Source organism: Neobacillus niacini, assembly GCF_019749295.1.
Lineage (GTDB): Bacteria > Bacillota > Bacilli > Bacillales > Cytobacillaceae > Neobacillus > Neobacillus niacini_D.
Map to the genome: position 1 here is coordinate 88,058 of NZ_JACWFG010000012.1, position 16,141 is coordinate 104,198.

Annotated in this window: 17 protein-coding genes; 4 read left to right on the forward strand and 13 right to left on the reverse strand. The window is 38.2% G+C overall.

Annotated features, from left to right (window positions below):
* Nucleotides 1–4: 4 nt before the first annotated feature.
* From H0184_RS17285 to H0184_RS17295, 3 genes are read right to left on the reverse strand one after another with little or no spacing between them, the layout of a single operon-like run.
* Nucleotides 5–766: an iron ABC transporter ATP-binding protein gene (locus H0184_RS17285; protein ID WP_221827277.1), complete on the reverse strand. Its 762-nt coding sequence runs from the start codon at nucleotides 764–766 to the stop codon at nucleotides 5–7.
* The gene (locus H0184_RS17290) at nucleotides 763–1,713 is read right to left on the reverse strand and encodes an iron chelate uptake ABC transporter family permease subunit (protein ID WP_221827278.1); all 951 of its coding nucleotides are present in this window, start codon (nucleotides 1,711–1,713) and stop codon (nucleotides 763–765) included. Before H0184_RS17290 ends, H0184_RS17285 begins: the two co-directional genes overlap by 4 nt.
* The gene (locus H0184_RS17295) at nucleotides 1,706–2,656 is read right to left on the reverse strand and encodes an ABC transporter permease (RefSeq protein ID WP_221827393.1); all 951 of its coding nucleotides are present in this window, start codon (nucleotides 2,654–2,656) and stop codon (nucleotides 1,706–1,708) included. Before H0184_RS17295 ends, H0184_RS17290 begins: the two co-directional genes overlap by 8 nt.
* Before the next feature lie 413 nt (nucleotides 2,657–3,069).
* Between H0184_RS17295 and H0184_RS17305 the strand changes: the two genes are divergently transcribed.
* Nucleotides 3,070–3,543 carry a redoxin domain-containing protein gene (locus tag H0184_RS17305; RefSeq protein WP_260631644.1) on the forward strand — a complete coding sequence of 158 codons (474 nt, stop codon included), beginning with the start codon at nucleotides 3,070–3,072 and terminating at the stop codon, nucleotides 3,541–3,543.
* Between the two features lie 42 nt (nucleotides 3,544–3,585).
* On the opposite strand, the gene H0184_RS17310 is transcribed toward H0184_RS17305, so the two are convergent.
* The 3 genes from H0184_RS17310 to H0184_RS17320 all read right to left on the reverse strand — a co-directional run bounded on the left by H0184_RS17310 (nucleotide 3,586) and on the right by H0184_RS17320 (nucleotide 5,684).
* The gene (locus tag H0184_RS17310; RefSeq protein WP_221827280.1) at nucleotides 3,586–4,863 is read right to left on the reverse strand and encodes a polysaccharide deacetylase family protein; all 1,278 of its coding nucleotides are present in this window, start codon (nucleotides 4,861–4,863) and stop codon (nucleotides 3,586–3,588) included.
* Nucleotides 4,864–5,007: 144 nt separating this feature from the next.
* Nucleotides 5,008–5,322 carry a DMT family transporter gene (locus H0184_RS17315; protein WP_221827281.1) on the reverse strand — a complete coding sequence of 105 codons (315 nt, stop codon included), beginning with the start codon at nucleotides 5,320–5,322 and terminating at the stop codon, nucleotides 5,008–5,010.
* The gene (locus tag H0184_RS17320) at nucleotides 5,322–5,684 is read right to left on the reverse strand and encodes a DMT family transporter (RefSeq protein ID WP_221827282.1); all 363 of its coding nucleotides are present in this window, start codon (nucleotides 5,682–5,684) and stop codon (nucleotides 5,322–5,324) included. The genes H0184_RS17315 and H0184_RS17320 overlap by 1 nt, the downstream gene beginning before the upstream one ends.
* A gap of 128 nt (nucleotides 5,685–5,812) precedes the next feature.
* Between H0184_RS17320 and H0184_RS17325 the strand changes: the two genes are divergently transcribed.
* A complete protein-coding gene (locus H0184_RS17325; RefSeq protein ID WP_221827283.1) occupies nucleotides 5,813–7,594 on the forward strand; it encodes an ABC transporter ATP-binding protein in 1,782 nt (593 codons plus the stop codon).
* Nucleotides 7,595–7,612: 18 nt separating this feature from the next.
* Here H0184_RS17325 and H0184_RS17330 read toward each other — a convergent pair whose 3' ends face one another.
* Nucleotides 7,613–8,896, reverse strand: a complete 1,284-nt coding sequence (locus tag H0184_RS17330) for an MFS transporter (RefSeq protein WP_221827284.1) — start codon at nucleotides 8,894–8,896, stop codon at nucleotides 7,613–7,615.
* Between the two features lie 192 nt (nucleotides 8,897–9,088).
* Here H0184_RS17330 and H0184_RS17335 point away from each other — a divergent pair, with 192 nt between their 5' ends.
* Nucleotides 9,089–10,924: an LTA synthase family protein gene (locus tag H0184_RS17335; RefSeq protein ID WP_221827285.1), complete on the forward strand. Its 1,836-nt coding sequence runs from the start codon at nucleotides 9,089–9,091 to the stop codon at nucleotides 10,922–10,924.
* 40 nt (nucleotides 10,925–10,964) lie between these two features.
* On the opposite strand, the gene H0184_RS17340 is transcribed toward H0184_RS17335, so the two are convergent.
* The 4 genes from H0184_RS17340 to H0184_RS17355 form a co-directional block, all read right to left on the reverse strand.
* A complete protein-coding gene (locus H0184_RS17340; protein WP_221827286.1) occupies nucleotides 10,965–11,990 on the reverse strand; it encodes a DUF418 domain-containing protein in 1,026 nt (341 codons plus the stop codon).
* A 15-nt stretch (nucleotides 11,991–12,005) separates the two neighbouring features.
* Nucleotides 12,006–12,506, reverse strand: a complete 501-nt coding sequence (locus H0184_RS17345) for a hypothetical protein (protein ID WP_221827287.1) — start codon at nucleotides 12,504–12,506, stop codon at nucleotides 12,006–12,008.
* A 200-nt stretch (nucleotides 12,507–12,706) separates the two neighbouring features.
* A complete protein-coding gene (gene aroD, locus H0184_RS17350; RefSeq protein ID WP_221827288.1) occupies nucleotides 12,707–13,471 on the reverse strand; it encodes a type I 3-dehydroquinate dehydratase in 765 nt (254 codons plus the stop codon).
* A gap of 23 nt (nucleotides 13,472–13,494) precedes the next feature.
* Nucleotides 13,495–14,046, reverse strand: a complete 552-nt coding sequence (locus tag H0184_RS17355) for a shikimate kinase (RefSeq protein WP_396953600.1) — start codon at nucleotides 14,044–14,046, stop codon at nucleotides 13,495–13,497.
* A 139-nt stretch (nucleotides 14,047–14,185) separates the two neighbouring features.
* Between H0184_RS17355 and H0184_RS17360 the strand changes: the two genes are divergently transcribed.
* Complete coding sequence (locus H0184_RS17360; protein WP_221827289.1) at nucleotides 14,186–15,241, forward strand: potassium channel family protein; 1,056 nt, start codon at nucleotides 14,186–14,188, stop codon at nucleotides 15,239–15,241.
* Between the two features lie 56 nt (nucleotides 15,242–15,297).
* Here the strand turns inward: H0184_RS17360 and H0184_RS17365 are convergent, their stop codons facing one another.
* Nucleotides 15,298–15,522: a hypothetical protein gene (locus H0184_RS17365; protein ID WP_221827290.1), complete on the reverse strand. Its 225-nt coding sequence runs from the start codon at nucleotides 15,520–15,522 to the stop codon at nucleotides 15,298–15,300.
* Between the two features lie 121 nt (nucleotides 15,523–15,643).
* A complete protein-coding gene (locus H0184_RS17370) occupies nucleotides 15,644–15,976 on the reverse strand; it encodes a nitrous oxide-stimulated promoter family protein (RefSeq protein WP_221827291.1) in 333 nt (110 codons plus the stop codon).
* Nucleotides 15,977–16,141 lie beyond the last annotated feature (165 nt).

The window sequence follows — 16,141 nt, forward strand, 5'->3', positions numbered from 1 at the left end:
TTAATTATGAGCTGAAATATACACAAATTCTGCAGCCATCCATCTTCTGAATGGGAATATCCATATCGTAAATCTCTTTTAATGCAGATGATTCAATAATTTCTTCTGTAGGTCCATCTTTCACGACCTTACCATCCTTCATCGCTACAATGCGATCGGAATAAACAGACGCGAAGTTAATATCATGAAGGACAATGACAACGGTTTTTCCCAGCTCATCCACAAGCCGGCGTAAGATTTTCATGATCTGAACAGAATGCTTCATATCTAAGTTGTTCAAAGGTTCATCAAGCAAGATATACTCTGTATCCTGTGCAATAACCATTGCAATAAAGGCCCGCTGTCTTTGTCCGCCAGATAATTCATCTAGAAAGCTGTTCTGCATTTCGGTTAGGTGCATGTATTCAAGCGATTGATCAACAATCCGTTCATCTTCCTCCGTTAATCTGCCCTTCGAATAGGGAAAACGTCCGAAGGATACAAGTTCACGAATTGTCAGGCGGACATTCATGTAATTAGACTGCTTTAATATTGACACCTTCTTGGCAAACTCATTTGACTTCATTTTTTTTACATCAGATTTATCAATCAGTACTTCACCTGTATCTGAATCAAGAAGACGGCTTACCATTGATAGTAAAGTTGATTTACCTGCGCCATTCGGACCGATAAAGCTTGTGATTTTTCGCGGCTGAATATCGACGGTTACATCCTCAACAACTGACTTTTTACCATATAACTTTGACAAAGCTCGGACTTGTATCATGCGGCTTTCCTCTCCTTTAGCAGTAAATAGATGAAGTACACTCCACCAATGAAGTTTATAATGACACTTAACGTTGTTGAAAAAGTAAAGACTCTTTCAACCACCCATTGCCCGCCAACAAGAGCGATAACACTCATAAGGATTGCGCCTGTTATTAGGGTAGTATGTTTGTAGGTTTTGAAAAATTGATAAGACAGATTGGCAACAATTAACCCGAAAAAGGTAATCGGTCCTACTAGGCCCGTTGAGATTGATATGAAGATTGCCACAATCACAAGCATTTTTTTGACAATTGAGTCATATGGAACCCCTAAATTAATCGCTGTATCACGACCTAAGGATAATACATCTAAATACTTTAAAAACCGCCAAGCATATATCATCACAAGGGAGACAAGCGCAATGGCCAGCCAAACTAAGTCAGAATTGATATTATTAAAACTAGCAAACATTTTGTCTTGAACAATCTGAAATTCATTCGGATCAATCAAAACTTGGAAAAATGTAGAGATACTAGAGAAAAACGTCCCTACAATGATTCCAACAAGTAATAAAAAGTAGATTGGCTGACTTCCCTTTTTAAATAGAAACTTATACAAAAGGAGAGCAAAGACAATCATTACGACGACTGAGAGTAAAAAATTCACCTGCTTATTGACGATAATCATATGACCTGAGCCTAGAAAGAAAATAATTAACGTTTGTAACAGCATGTATAGTGAATCTAACCCCATAATACTAGGTGTTAAAATTTTATTATGAGTAATGGTCTGGAACACAACCGTTGCATAAGCAATTGTGACTCCCGTTAACACCATCCCCAGCACTTTTATTGTTCGTTTTGGCAGTGCATACCCATAGCTCCCGTTTAAATCATGAAATAAATAGATGGCACAAGCTCCCGCAGCGATCAATGCGAGTATAGTCAATTTTACTGAGTTACGCATATGCCTTCCTCCGGAACAGTAAGTATAAGAAAATTCCGCTTCCGATTACGCCAACCATGAGACTGATCGAAATCTCATATGGATAAATGAGCACCCTGCCCAAAATATCGCAAATCAGAAGGAAGACGGCACCAAGAATGGCCGTATGCGGCAATGTTTTTTGTAAATGATCACCTTTAAAAATCGATATGATATTTGGAATAATTAAGCCTAAAAACGGGATGATTCCTACTGTTAGTACAACCGTGGCCGTTACAAGTGCAACTAGGACAAGTCCGATATTGACAACACGGCGATAGGCCAGCCCGAGATTTTTTGAAAAATCCTCACCCATTCCAGCTACTGTAAAACGGTTAGCGTAGAAATAAGCAATGATTAAAATTGGAAGACTTATGTAAAGCAATTCATATCTGCCTTTCATAATCATTGAAAAATCTCCCTGCAGCCAAGCAGACATATTTTGAATAACGTCAGCACGATACGCGAAAAAAGTTGTCACAGAGGACAGAATATTTCCGAACATCAAGCCTACAAGTGGTATGAAAATGGCATCCTTAAATTTAATTCGATCTAGAATTTGCATGAAAACGAACGTACCTGCAAGCGCAAACGCAAAGGCAACTGCCATTTTCTCAAGCATGCTTGCATTTGCAAACAGCAGCATCGAAACAAGGATCCCAAGACGGGTTGCGTCGAGCGTCCCTGCAGTCGTTGGTGAAACAAATTTGTTCCTGCTGAGCTGCTGCATAATTAAGCCGGCAATACTCATCCCCGCACCTGCTAGTAAGATTGCAACTAACCTTGGCAGTCTGCTGATAAGGAAAATTTGCGTTTCCTCCGACTGGACGTCTAACAAGTCCAATGGTGAAATACTGCTAACACCAACAAACAGCGAAGCTGCAGATAAGACTATTAATGCAAGTAGTAAATATCTTTTCTTCATCATGGCTGTCCCTACATTTCTACATTCTACTTTTCTATCAATCTCAATCTAAATGAGAATCTTTATCACTTAAAAACAAAAAATAATGACATTGAAAATCATTATCAACGTCCTATACATTGATTATAAACAGTGAAAATTTTCAAGTCAACAGGTAATTGAGAACTATTGTCACTAATTTCTGAATAATTTGTGACATAAAGATAGTGTTTACTTCTTAAACCTCCTTAAAAGATGTAATAAATTTCTTTAATGTATTACTATACTGAAGCGAACTGAGCCCAATTTTGGACCAGGCCATTTCATACCGAAGGAAAGATGGTGCCTGACACCATCTTTTTTTTCGTCTATTTTTTCTTGTTATTGGAAACCCTAGCAAAGGATATAGTTTTTTAGGAAAGGAGTGATTTTTAATGGAAGCCCCCTTAAAGGTTGGAGACATAGCACCTGATTTTTCATTACCAGCAACAACAAAGGATCCATTAACACTTTCAGATTATAAAGGCAAAAAAAATATTGTTGTTGCCTTCTATGGAATGGATTTTACTCCCGGCTGAATTAAAGAAATCGCCTCTTGGAAAGAGGACTACAAACGGTTTGAACAGGCAGACGCTGAAGTTCTGGGAATCAGTGCAGATCATATTCATTCGCACAGAGTATTTGCCGCGAGCATGGGGACATTACCATATCCCCTAGTATCTGATTGGCGCAGACAGACGATTAAGGACTACAAGGTGTTTAACGAAAAAGGCGAAGTTGCCATCCGCTCTGTCTTTGTCGTCAATAAAGAGGGAATCATCACCTACATCAACACCTCCTTTAAAGCTGATCAAAAAGAGGATTATGAGGCTGTTTTCTCGGAGCTTGAAAAGTTAACTAAACAATAAATCGAAAAACATCTCCCGAACCCCTCGAGAGATGTTTTTCTTCTATTGATAAGCCTCCATATTTAGCAATGTGTCTAATCCTACTATATCAAAATTTCTTTTTTGCAATTCTTCAATAATCATTGGCAGTGCTTTTTGTGTTTCGCTTGTTTCAGGAGTCGTATGCATTAGAATAATATCGCCATTTCTGACATGTTCGATTACATTTTTAAAAATATTGCCCGCTTCCTTTTGTGACCAATCCAGTGTATCAATGGACCACAGTACAACACTATATCCTCTCTCTTTGGCAATTCCAGCTACTTGATCGTCCGTCTCTCCATAAGGCGGTCTAATCATAGCAGGTCTTTTTCCAATTATCTCTTCAATAGAGGATTCTGTTTTCTCTATTTCTGACCGGAGTTCTTCTTCCCCTATTTGGGCCAAATCAATATGATTATAACTATGACTCAATACTAAATGCCCTTTTTCAAATGCCTGTTTAACAACCTCTGGATATTTCGTCACATTTTTGCCTACGAAAAAGAAATTTCCGGTAACGTCATATTCATCTAATATATCGATAACCTTAGTCGTTACTGCTGAATCTGGACCATCATCAAAGGTGAGTGCAATCATTTTCTTATTTGGACCGTTTACAAAGACATGATCATATCCCTTTGAAAAATCAACAATTTGCTCACGCCACTCCAGCATCCTCCCCCAAGCTGTCGGGGATAGTTGATTTGATTTCCCTTTAATTTCTAAATAATAACTCTCTTTTTCTATTTTCGTTTTCTTCTGATTATAAACAGATATATGATCTACTGCCTTGGTCTGTTTTGAAATGATAAATTTTAACTGGATGTCATCATTTACTTGGTAAGTATAAATATTTTCACCTTCAAGCTCTGTTTTTTTAACGGGATCCCCAAATGACTTTTCAATCCAATCAAAGGTTATCTTCTGCAAGTACGGCGAATAAGAGCGAACGTCAAATATCTGTCCATTTTCATTATAACCAAAGGTAATATCTCTATTTTCATAAACGGCGTAATAACCAGAGCCTGCACGATCGACCTTGTCTGGTTCACCCCATTGCGATTTTACTTGATCCATTGTACTATCTAGTGCACTAAACTCACACTTTTCCACTAAACCCAATTTTGCCTTTTCGTTTATTTTATTGAGCAGATAAGTGACAGAATCCGTTTCTTTTTCAGTTACTTCTGTCTGTTTTTCTGGCATATCATTTATCGGCGTAATATTTTTGTTGCCCGATTCGCATGCAGCTAGGAAAAATAGCAAAAAAACCAAAATGAGAGTCATTCTTAGAATCATGGTTTTCTCCCTCCTCCTTTTGCTATAATAGACTGCTCTACTATCATATATGTTACACAAATTACAATTTAAAAACCCCCTGTAAGACACAGAGGGTTACTTGCAGTGGTCATACTTTACAAAACGGATGTGTGTCCAGTGTTATTAATGAACAAGTTTTAATCCGACAACGGAAAAAATAATACCTAGAATACATGCAACACGAAGCCAGCTTTTCGATTCCTTAAAGAAAACCATTCCAACAATTGCTGCTCCTACTGTACCAATCCCTGTCCATACTGCGTAGGCAGTTGATAACGGAATCGTCTCCATCGCATGAACGAGCAGCTGGAAACTCATAATAAAACCACCAATTAGAATGAGATAATTAACAAAATTACCTTTATCAGCCGTTCTTTTTAACCCAATTACCCCAACAACCTCAAAACATCCTCCAAAAATAAGCATCAGCCAATCCATTAAACCTCACCGTCCTTATTTGTTAATTTCAAGCCAATGATACAAACCAATAATAAAAAAATAAGGGCAATTCTAAATGGACTAACAGAGCCATTCTCAAAAATAACCTCCACAATCACGGTCCCAATCGTGCCAATTCCCGCAAATACGGCGTAAACCGTGCCTACAGGTATCACTTTTGTGGCCCGAATAATTAAATCAAAACTTAATAAAATCGCGATAAGAACAACAAGGGAAGGGACTTCCTCGTATTTAAATCCGCTGGCCCACACTATTTCAAGAAATCCGGCGAGGACTACAAACAACCATCCTTTAGATTCACTCGCATCATTTGCTTTCGATATCGTTTTTGATTCATTCATCGTATATATAATTCCTCTCTCTCTTTTCCTTGCTCCATCTTATCAAAATATCATTTGCATATCACTTCATATGAAAGTATTATGCTTAATGAAAACATTCTTTTATGATGGATGGGGAGTCGTACATAATGAACCATAACCAAAATGGCTTAAAACCATTTGTTTCTCTTATTTTATCAACTAAAATTCCAAAACTTGCCTTGGGCATTGGATTAGCAGCAAGTCTTATTACAACACTTGCAGGACTTTTAGTTCCTGTACTAACAAAAAACCTAGTTGATGGGTTCTCCGTTTCCTCCTTAAGTGTTCCTCTTATGATTGGTATTGGGGCTGCTTTTATTTTTCAAGCGATTATCAGCGGGGTATCGATTTACCTGCTAAGCTTCGTTGGTCAAAAGATTGTTGCTCGGCTGCGTGAACGAATGTGGGTAAAATTGATCCGTTTGCCCGTCAGTTATTTCGATAAACAATCCAGTGGGGAAACCGTCAGCCGTGTCATCAACGATACGAGTATTGTTCGTGATTTAATTTCAAATCACTTTCCGCAATTCATTACAGGGATTATTTCCATCATCGGCGCCATTGTTATTCTTCTGATTATGGATTGGAAAATGACATTATTAATGTTAATATCTGTTCCTTTGACATTTATTATTATGATGCCCCTTGGCAGGAGAATGGCGAAGATTTCTCGCGGTTTACAGGATGAAACTGCATTATTTACAGGACATATTCAACAGACTCTAAGTGAAATTAGATTAATGAAGGCGTCCACGGCTGAAAAATTTGAAGAATCAAAGGGATTATCCGGCATCGAAAGGTTACTTGGCTTTGGGTTAAAGGAAGCACACATCACTGCCCTAATCGCTCCCATTATGTACCTGGTTGTCATGATCGTAATCGTGATGATTATTGGCTATGGCGGAATGCGGGTCGCAAATGGCACGATGTCCACCGGTTCCCTTGTTGCCTTCTTACTCTACCTATTTCAAATTATTTTTCCGATCACCAGTTTTGCGATGTTTTTCACCCAGCTTCAAAAAGCAAAAGGTGCTACAGAGCGAATTATTGATATCCTAGATCTGCCTTTAGAAGAAGGACAGGATGGTATTGAAATTGATATTTCCAATAAACCGATTCAGGTACAAAATGTTTCCTTTGCTTATAGTGGAGATGAGCCTGTGCTTGAAAATGTTTCATTTGAGGCACAGCCTGGGGAAATGATCGCATTTGCCGGTCCAAGCGGCGGCGGAAAAACTACCATGTTCGGCTTACTTGAACGCTTTTACGAGCCGACCTCAGGAAGAATTATGGTTGGTGATACCCCCATCACTGATTTATCGGTTGCAACATGGCGCAGCCAAATTGGGTATGTTTCACAGGAAAGTGCGATGATGGCAGGAACGATACGCGAAAATTTATGTTATGGACTGCCAGATAGAGAAAGTATACCAGATGACACTCTTTGGAAAGTGGCAGAGATGGCATTTGCAGCTGAATTTATCAGATCGTTTTCAGATGGATTGGACACAGATGTTGGTGAACGCGGGGTAAAACTTTCTGGGGGGCAAAGACAGCGGATTGCCATCGCTCGTGCCTTTTTACGAGACCCGAAAATCTTGATGATGGATGAAGCAACGGCAAGCTTAGACAGCCAATCAGAGGGTATCGTCCAACAAGCGTTATCCCGGCTAATGGAAGGACGCACGACCTTTGTGATTGCTCATCGTTTATCAACGATTGTCGATGCGGATAAAATCATTTTCATCGAAAAGGGTCAGGTAACCGGAATCGGTACCCATCAAGAATTAACACAAACACATGATTTATACCGCGAATTCGCTGAACAGCAGTTAACAAGCGGCGAACATGATAGTACTATCGGTGATAAAAAAGGTGCATTAAGCTGAGCTTAATGCACCTTTTTACTAAACCAACGGCGGCTTCTCTGACATTGAAAGAGCAGGACCTTCCTCTTTAACTTTAAAAAGAGGCACAACTAGAAAAGCACCGATCAAAAATAATACCCCTGAAAGGGAATATACTCCAGATAAAGTAAGTGGCACCTTTACCAATCCTGAAACCGACATTCCAATAACCATCGTTCCCATAAATAACGGATTAAGGACGCCATTAACTCGCCCGATAAATGCTTCATCTGTATATTTAAGAATAATCGTGTTTATTCCAATATGAATACATGGGAAGAACATTCCGTTCAGGACTTGTAATACAATGGTTAATACAACACTTGTAGACCACCCTACACCAATTGTAAATAGCATACTTGCAAATATTCCAAGCGCAAGCAGCTTTTGCGGAGAGATTTTTTTAGAAAAAGCCATAACGATTCCGCCCCCAAGAAGCATGCCGGCACCATTTGCCATTAATAACCACTGAAGAAATTCTTTTGGCATTTCAAGCTTCTCCATGGTTACAAAAATGGCCAGCGGTGAAATTAACCCCACAGCTAAACCACAAAACGCAAAAACACTGCCCATTGATTTCAGAACTTTTTTAGACATAACATAGCGAAAACCATCTGCTAGTTCTTTTTTAAAGTTATTCTCAACCTCTGATTCTTCCTTCTCTACGTCACGAGGAAGAAACATTAATACCAGTCCGGATAACAAAAACATCGCACCCATGACACCGATTGATACGTAAATTCCGTACTTTTGATAAACAAGTGTGCCGATAACAGGGCCAATTACCATGAAGATGGCCATCAACGATTGAAACATCGCCATGACAGATTGTAATTGCTCACCAGGTACATGCTGCTTTAATAGTTTCATGGCAGAAGGCATGGAAAACTGTGATAGAATCGCTGAAACAAGTGTTGCTAAGAAGATTGCCTGCCACGAACCAAAAACAAGCGCCAATAACACTAAACCAATTGATACAGCTGATAGCATGTCACACCAAACCATTGTTAGTTTTGGCTTCCACCGGTCTGCAAAGGTTCCCCCAATAAAGGAAAAGATAAATATCGGTGCAAACTCAACAACTGAAATTAACGAAACGTAGACAGGATTGTTATTCGTAATATCCGTAACATATAATAAAATAGCAAAGTTCCGGATCCAAATTCCTAACTGAAGTAATAAGTTTGAAGACATAATTGCCAATACGATTCGGTTTGAAAAAATACTTCCTGAGGGCTGACCTGTTGGTATTGATGCCGCCCCTTCCTTATGGTAACCTTCCATTCTATTTCCCCTTTCGAATGTTATAAAGTTATTTTTGCCAAAATTCTGCATAATCATATCATATTGAAAAAATAAATACAGTGTAAATCAAGGTTTCAGAAAATTAATATATATTTCCTCTTTATTAGTTGATAGAATTGTAGATGTTTTGATAAGTTTAAGAGAGAAGAGTATCCATTAGAGGTGTTTTTTATGAAAAGGATTTCACTTACAGGTTTGCTTCATCCAATTATATTACTATTCGTTGTAATGTTTATAAAAATTTATGCACTTCAGGTTGTAGTTTTTGAGAACACATCGTTTTTACATGTCTTATTGGTTGAATTTCCGATGTGGGCTCTTGGCTTATCAGGTCTCATGATGTTCTTTAAAAAGCGCACCTGGACAGCTATTTGGCTCTATAACTTTTTCCTTTCGATATTATTTATTGTCGTTGTTTATTATACCCGGTATTTTTCAACCGTACCATCCTATTATGATGTAAAACAAATTTATCAATCAAATTCTGTTGGCGGGACAGTTGCTCTGCTTGGAAGTCCATACGATTTTTTATTTTTCATAGATGTTGTCTTAATCCTTCCACTTATTTGGTTTTTCAAGAAAAACACTGCATCATTTGCTTCAGCCAATAAGTTTGCTATTGGGTTTGGCTGTATTGGGTTAATCATGACGATTATCGCTTTTCGCTATCCATTAATTGATGTATCCTACTTTGCCAAAAAGCATGGATATATTCAGTCACAATTCGTGCAGGCATATGAAAACAGTCTCGGAACAGCCTTCGCCAGTCAAGAGCATCTTTCTGAAAAAGAGCTTGAAAAGCTAAAAGGCAATACCTTTGTTCCTGCAGTACAACACGACACCTTTGGGCTTGCAAGAAATCGCCATGTTTTTATCATCCAAGTCGAGTCCTTACAGGAATTCACGATTAATCAACGTATTCATGGTCAAGAAATCACACCAAATTTAAATGCTCTATTAAAAGAAAGTGCTTATTTTGATCATGTCTACCAGCAAATTGGAGCTGGCAATACATCAGATTCCGAATGGCTTATTCACACCTCACTGTATCCGGAAGGCATGGACCCAACCGTTAATACCATTGACGGGACAGAGATTCCATCACTTGCTTGGACGTTAAAAAAGAATGGCTACGGTGCGGCAACCTACCATGCTGACGATATTACCTATTGGAGCCGTGATAAATTATATCCTGCTTTGGGATTTGATTATATCTTCACTAGTAACGAAATTCCTAACGAAAAGGAAATTGGCTTTGGTCCTGCAGATGAAGTTTTGTTTAACTTTGTAGAAGATGAGCTGGTTAAGCAATTGAAAACACACGACAGAATGTATTCCAATATTATTACACTCACAAGTCATACTCCTTTTGAAATGCCTGAGGAATATGAGTTTCTAGACTTGCCTGAAAACTACAAAGATACCTACGTCGGCAACTACTTCCAATCTGTCCGCTATACGGATGAACAAATCGGGTTATTCATTAAAAAGTTGAAGAAGCTGGGAATCTACGATGAATCCATTATTCTGATTTACGGAGATCATTCTGGTCTGCACGGTGCACCTGTTACCGATAAAGATAAAATTCTATTAAAAGAAGTACTAGGACACGAATACACTATGCAGGATCGCTTTGTTGTACCCGTTTTATTTACGGCGCCTGGGCTGTTTACAGGTGAAACTTACTCCCACCTTGGGGGTCAAATTGATTTGATGCCTACTCTATTAAACTTGCTGGGCATTGAGCATGACACTCAAATGATCGGACACAACCTTTTTCACTATAAAAAGAATTTGTTAGGCATGCGGTATTACCTGCCAGGCGGCTCGTTTATTAGTGATAAAACCTTTTACACGGCACCAAGTGCGAAGCTTCCCGCTTCGATATATAACCGAAAAACAATGAAGAAAACAAAAAACACGAATGGCCTGCAAAAAAGTATTGATAATACCTTATCCATCATGCAGTACTCAGATTATATCCGTAAAGAACAAACAGAAGAATAAATAAGGGACCTGCATACATTCATGCAGGTCCTTCCTATTTTTACTGAATCTCTCTAACTGCTTTCCTCAGCGGCGGGACCTCTAAATACGTGACAACACGCCAAATCCACTCCAATGGACCGTACTGGAAGTTACGAAGCCAAATAACACTAAAGAGCAGCTGAATGGCATAAATAATTAAGCAAACGACAAGTGATTGAAGATACGAAATATTGTTAAACAAGTTGAAAACATAACCGGCTAGATAAATAAAGATGGTTTGAAAAATATAGTTTGTCAGCGCCATCCGCCCATAGCTTTTCAAAGGAGACAACAGCCTTTGAATAAGCGGCAATTGCAACAGCAAAACCAGCACCCCAACATATAATGCTGAGATTGCCGGCCCAATCATGATTCCAATACTTAAAAACCTGTAAGTAGCTTCATCTACACCGGCAATTAGATCGAATGGGATGGATGGGGCATGTTGATATTGATTAACTAGTGCCGCTATACTCATAACTAGCAGTATTGCAGTTACGAATGGTACCTTTTTAATCTTCTCCGCTAACCCTTCAAATAATTGGTACTGTCCTGCTGCAATCCCAAGGAGCATTAACGGTACTATCATAAACAGTTTAAATGCCATTAAACTCAGGGCAATCAGAAGTATTAGGCCAATACAGAGGTTAAATTCTTTCTTCACTTTGTAAAAAGGTAATAAAAGAAGTCCGGTAACCGCATAGACAGTTAGTGCCTCACCAGGATGAAATTTCACGTGAAACCAGCCTAAGATAAATAATGCAGCCACTCTTCTTAAAAATAAAATATAACCATTCTTCCCTTTTGCGTTTGCTCTAGAGATAAAGAGATAAAAGCCAACTCCGAACAAAAAAGAAAAAAGAGTGTAAAACCTGCCTTCCACAAATAAAAATAGAAATCGTTGATAGGCAGCATCCATAGAGCCAGGTTCGGGGGCCTTTACAGCCAGCAGCGGCAGAACATTTACAAGGATGATACCCAGCAATGCAAAGCCCCGCAAATAATCGAGTATATCTATTCGTTTATTGCCTTCCGTTGGCCTCATCCATATCACCTCAAGTTAGATTGGTATAAACATATGTATAAAGAAAACTAGAAAAAAGGCCATGGCTGTTATCAAGTGGAACTTACGCCGAAACCCAGATGACTTTTTATGGCGCAGATAACCTGCAGCTAATGTAAGAGAAAGTACTGCCATTGCTAGGTAGCCGCTGACTAGTTTCAAGTTGCTATATCCGATAACTGGCGCAATTTCATATAAATTAATAGCAGCATGACCGGCAATAATCGTTGTAGCTGTTATCGCAATTGGAATATGCCATTTCATCATGACTCTTGAAAATTTTGCCAGACGAATCTTAACCTGCCTTACGGATGATTTACGTATGACTAAGAAGACAAAATACATATTAATATTAACTAAAAACAGAATCATTGCCATTTGGGACAAAAATTGAGCAGTAATAACCAAACTACTGTCATGAGGACGAAAAAACCAGATATAAATCACTGAAAGTACAATTAAGATACTATTTAAAGCAATCCATAATCTATGGGGCAAGCATTTCCCTCCTTTTTTGATGAGACTATTGGTTCTAATAATGATATATCAGCGTTAATTCGAATATATCCGCGTTAAATGGAATATATCCGCGTTAGATCAAATATATCCGCGATGCGTAAAATTCCAGTTTAATATCCTGAGACCTCTTTTAATTCTACTATACATAAAAAAGAAAAGTACCCATAACAGGTACTTCCTTATAAACTAGAATTTATCAATGATAAGATACTCCTCAATTCGGTAACAGGCACTTGTCCCGGTGCTGAAGCTTTCTTAGCAGCACCAAATGTTAAGGCAGATCCAAATATTTCACCTGCTAAACGGCTGATCACTCCCTTACCTGCCATGGACATCGTAATAATCGGTCTATCAGCGTATTGCTCATTCATGGTATTGGTCGCATCCAATAAGGTCAAAACGTCTGCAGCGTTCCTCGGCATAACAGCAATCTTCGGTAAATCTCCGCCTAACTCCTGAGCCCTGCGTAAACGGGAGACAATCTCATCCTTTGCTGGAGTCTTGTCAAAGTCATGATTCGAGATGATGACATACACATTGTGGCTGTGTGCAGCAGAAATGAGTGATTTTATCTTTTCTTCATCATTAAATAGCTCAACATCAACGATATCTATCTGACCACTTTCCGCCATTACCTTATTTAATTCGAAGTAGTATGCAGTGCTTACTTCCTTCTCTCCACCTTCCTTTGCACTCCGGAAGGTAAAAATAAGCGGTTTATCATGCAGAATTGATCGAATTGCATTCAATGCCTCTCTTACTTTCTCCAAATCCTCCACGTGCTCAAAAAAATCAACACGCCATTCCACTACATCTAGGTCAACTGTATTAAGGGACCTTGCTTCCTCTGATAATTCTGATAACGTTTTACCTACTATAGGAACGCAAATTTTCGGAACTCCCTCTCCTATCGTTATCCCCTTAACGGTAATACTTCTTTTCATCTTCTCCACTCCACTCGAACCTTTTACTTAGTTTCGTGCAACTCCCAAGATAATTTCAGGGTTTTCACTATGCTATCGGCTAATTCATCCATGCTTTGATTGCTTATTTCAATCATTGAGTGATAGTTATTTTTATAGATTTCTTTCCTTTTATAAAATAGCTCTTCAATTTCATCCATTGTCTTACCTTGCAGAACTGGGCGGCTGTCAATAATTGAACCTAACCGATTTTTCCAAGCATCCCAGGTAATATCTAAATAAAATACAATACTAGAATTGAGGCATACCTTTCGAATTTCTTCCTGCAGGAACGCCCCTCCTCCGACAGAGATAATCTTTAGTTTATAGTGACATAGATTCTGAATTAATTCTTTTTCCTTTTCTCTAAAAGCCTTCTCACCAATTTCAGCAAATATTTTTGGAATTGGCATGTTATACTCTTTTTCAATTTCTTCATCAATATCAATAAAATCCCGATAAAGCTTTTTAGCTACTAATTTCCCAATGGTTGTTTTCCCTGCACCCATAAAACCGATAAATACAATATTTTTTTCTCTCAATGAATGGTTCGGCAACAGCTATCATCTCCCACGCACAAATAATATTAATACTATTATAAGCTTTCTAATTCCTAAAACCAATCATGGTTATTTTCTATCGCTTTTTGGGAATATAAGTATATTCATGAATGGGAAGCTAGGAGATACTATGGGAATGCCCTTTAAAAAATTGCTATACTACCTGACAAAGCTGAGAAACAGAATCTTTTTTCCACTGTTCACTTTATACGTTTTGTTTGCGGCCTACATTGCCTTGTATATAGAGCCGGAGACCTTTGGTACCTATCTGACCGCTATTTATTGGGTGCTGACTACTCTTGCTACGGTTGGATTTGGTGACTTTGCTCCAGTCACACAACTGGGTCAGGCATTTACAATTGTTCTATATATTACAGGAATCGGATTAGTCAGTGTGTTTATAGGGAAAATGTTAAAAGTAGTCTATCTGTTCGATAAACTTAAAGTTGGTGGAAAGATGAAATATACGGGTAAGAATCATATCATCCTGATTGGCTGGAGCGATAAATCCCAGCTAGCCATTAAAGAAATCCTTAAGTCAGATAAATCCATCGATATTGTCATTATTGACGAACTTGAAAATGCACCCATGGTGGAGAAACAATTGTATTATGTCCGCGGCGATGCAACAGATGAGGAAACTCTTTACCAAGCTAACCTGCCCGAAGCTAAAGGCGTTATCATCTTTGCTGATCAAATCACACAAGACAACTTTGCCACTAAAGATCCGTTACTCGTGGATGGAAAAACATTACTAATTGCAACAGCTATTACTTCGATTGAAGAAAAACTAAACAAACCCATCCATGTAACAGCAGAGGTAATTTATCAAAAACATATTCGGTTATTCCAGCGGGTAAAAGTGGATGAATTTATCCCAACACAAGAAATGATTTCACATGCAGCCGTTCGGTCACTATTTTCTCATGGAGTCACTAATATGTATTCAGAGCTAATGAGCAGTCAGTATGAAGAATCGATGTATGAAATATCGAAACAAAAAGAATGGAAAACATACCGAGATGCTTTTAAGGATTTACTTAATAAAGGAGCAACACTCGTTGCAGACCGAGGAGATCTTCATATTAATCAAAAACTCGGCGAACCCATTCCGGAGGATGCTCAGCTTTTTGTTATTTGCGATAAAGAGACACTTAACAAGATAAATTCAGAAAACACCCCCGCCAAATAAAGAATAGGTCCTATCAAGTTGATAGAACCTATTTTTATGGGGTTATTTATGACAGGTTAGCCTAATTTAATTTTATCTTGCGGCTCATCTAGCTTCATATGCTCAAGTTCGAGTCGCATTTTTTCCGTTTCAATTAAATAATTCTGATGTTTTAGTTTTTCTAATTCAAGCTCACTTTGAATCATTTTATATTTTAATTTATTCTGCTTTTGAAAATGGGTCGTCAAGATAGCAATGATTGGAATCGAAAATACCATAATAACTGCAATTGTCCCCGTCATACTACTCCCTCCTATCTATGGCATTAATAAAGCTTATCCTTACGATAAATATACCAAATTATAGAAATAGTTTGTACAGAATTATCAAAAAATAAAAGCATGGAATGCGACATTCCCTGCTTTAAGTTTTTTTCTTTGGTTTATTCAGTAAATGCTTAACGGAATAGACAGGATGGTACAACAGCATCCAAGGTCCACAATAGCGCATAACTGATTTCATTTTTATCCGATATTTTGGTTTATAACAGTGTACAGAACAATTGGAGCATGCACTTTTTTCTTCGCCAAATCTACACAAAGAAAGTCTCATAACAGCGTAGGTTTTTAAATTCTGACAATCCTTACATAGTTCCTGATCGTTATGATGTTTCTTGCGGCAGTACAATTTAATCATCTTGGTGACCATTTCTTTTTCCATTTGGATTTTTGGCCCATTGTTTAATTGCCTAATCATTGAACGTAAACCCCCTTTAACAAGACAGATCTACCACAGAACTGTATCTCTTACTTAGAACATAACACACCAAACCTGTTCTAAAATCAATAATCTTTAACAATTTACTAACAAGTCAAAATCCAGCTTTTCTAAATAAACTTTCTCTTTGACAAAAGCCTGTAT

What these genes read in the sequence shown, in the direction of transcription:
- H0184_RS17285 (WP_221827277.1), bottom strand. Translation starts at nt 766, where the DNA reads ATGATACAAGTCCGAGCTTTGTCAAAGTTATATGGTAAAAAGTCAGTT.
- H0184_RS17290 (WP_221827278.1), bottom strand. Translation starts at nt 1,713, where the DNA reads ATGCGTAACTCAGTAAAATTGACTATACTCGCATTGATCGCTGCGGGA.
- H0184_RS17295 (WP_221827393.1), bottom strand. Translation starts at nt 2,656, where the DNA reads ATGAAGAAAAGATATTTACTACTTGCATTAATAGTCTTATCTGCAGCT.
- H0184_RS17310 (WP_221827280.1), bottom strand. Translation starts at nt 4,863, where the DNA reads ATGATTCTAAGAATGACTCTCATTTTGGTTTTTTTGCTATTTTTCCTA.
- H0184_RS17315 (WP_221827281.1), bottom strand. Translation starts at nt 5,322, where the DNA reads ATGGATTGGCTGATGCTTATTTTTGGAGGATGTTTTGAGGTTGTTGGG.
- H0184_RS17320 (WP_221827282.1), bottom strand. Translation starts at nt 5,684, where the DNA reads ATGAATGAATCAAAAACGATATCGAAAGCAAATGATGCGAGTGAATCT.
- H0184_RS17325 (WP_221827283.1), top strand. Translation starts at nt 5,813, where the DNA reads ATGAACCATAACCAAAATGGCTTAAAACCATTTGTTTCTCTTATTTTA.
- H0184_RS17330 (WP_221827284.1), bottom strand. Translation starts at nt 8,896, where the DNA reads ATGGAAGGTTACCATAAGGAAGGGGCGGCATCAATACCAACAGGTCAG.
- H0184_RS17335 (WP_221827285.1), top strand. Translation starts at nt 9,089, where the DNA reads ATGAAAAGGATTTCACTTACAGGTTTGCTTCATCCAATTATATTACTA.
- H0184_RS17340 (WP_221827286.1), bottom strand. Translation starts at nt 11,990, where the DNA reads ATGAGGCCAACGGAAGGCAATAAACGAATAGATATACTCGATTATTTG.
- aroD (WP_221827288.1), bottom strand. Translation starts at nt 13,471, where the DNA reads ATGAAAAGAAGTATTACCGTTAAGGGGATAACGATAGGAGAGGGAGTT.
- H0184_RS17360 (WP_221827289.1), top strand. Translation starts at nt 14,186, where the DNA reads ATGCCCTTTAAAAAATTGCTATACTACCTGACAAAGCTGAGAAACAGA.
- H0184_RS17365 (WP_221827290.1), bottom strand. Translation starts at nt 15,522, where the DNA reads ATGACGGGGACAATTGCAGTTATTATGGTATTTTCGATTCCAATCATT.
- H0184_RS17370 (WP_221827291.1), bottom strand. Translation starts at nt 15,976, where the DNA reads ATGATTAGGCAATTAAACAATGGGCCAAAAATCCAAATGGAAAAAGAA.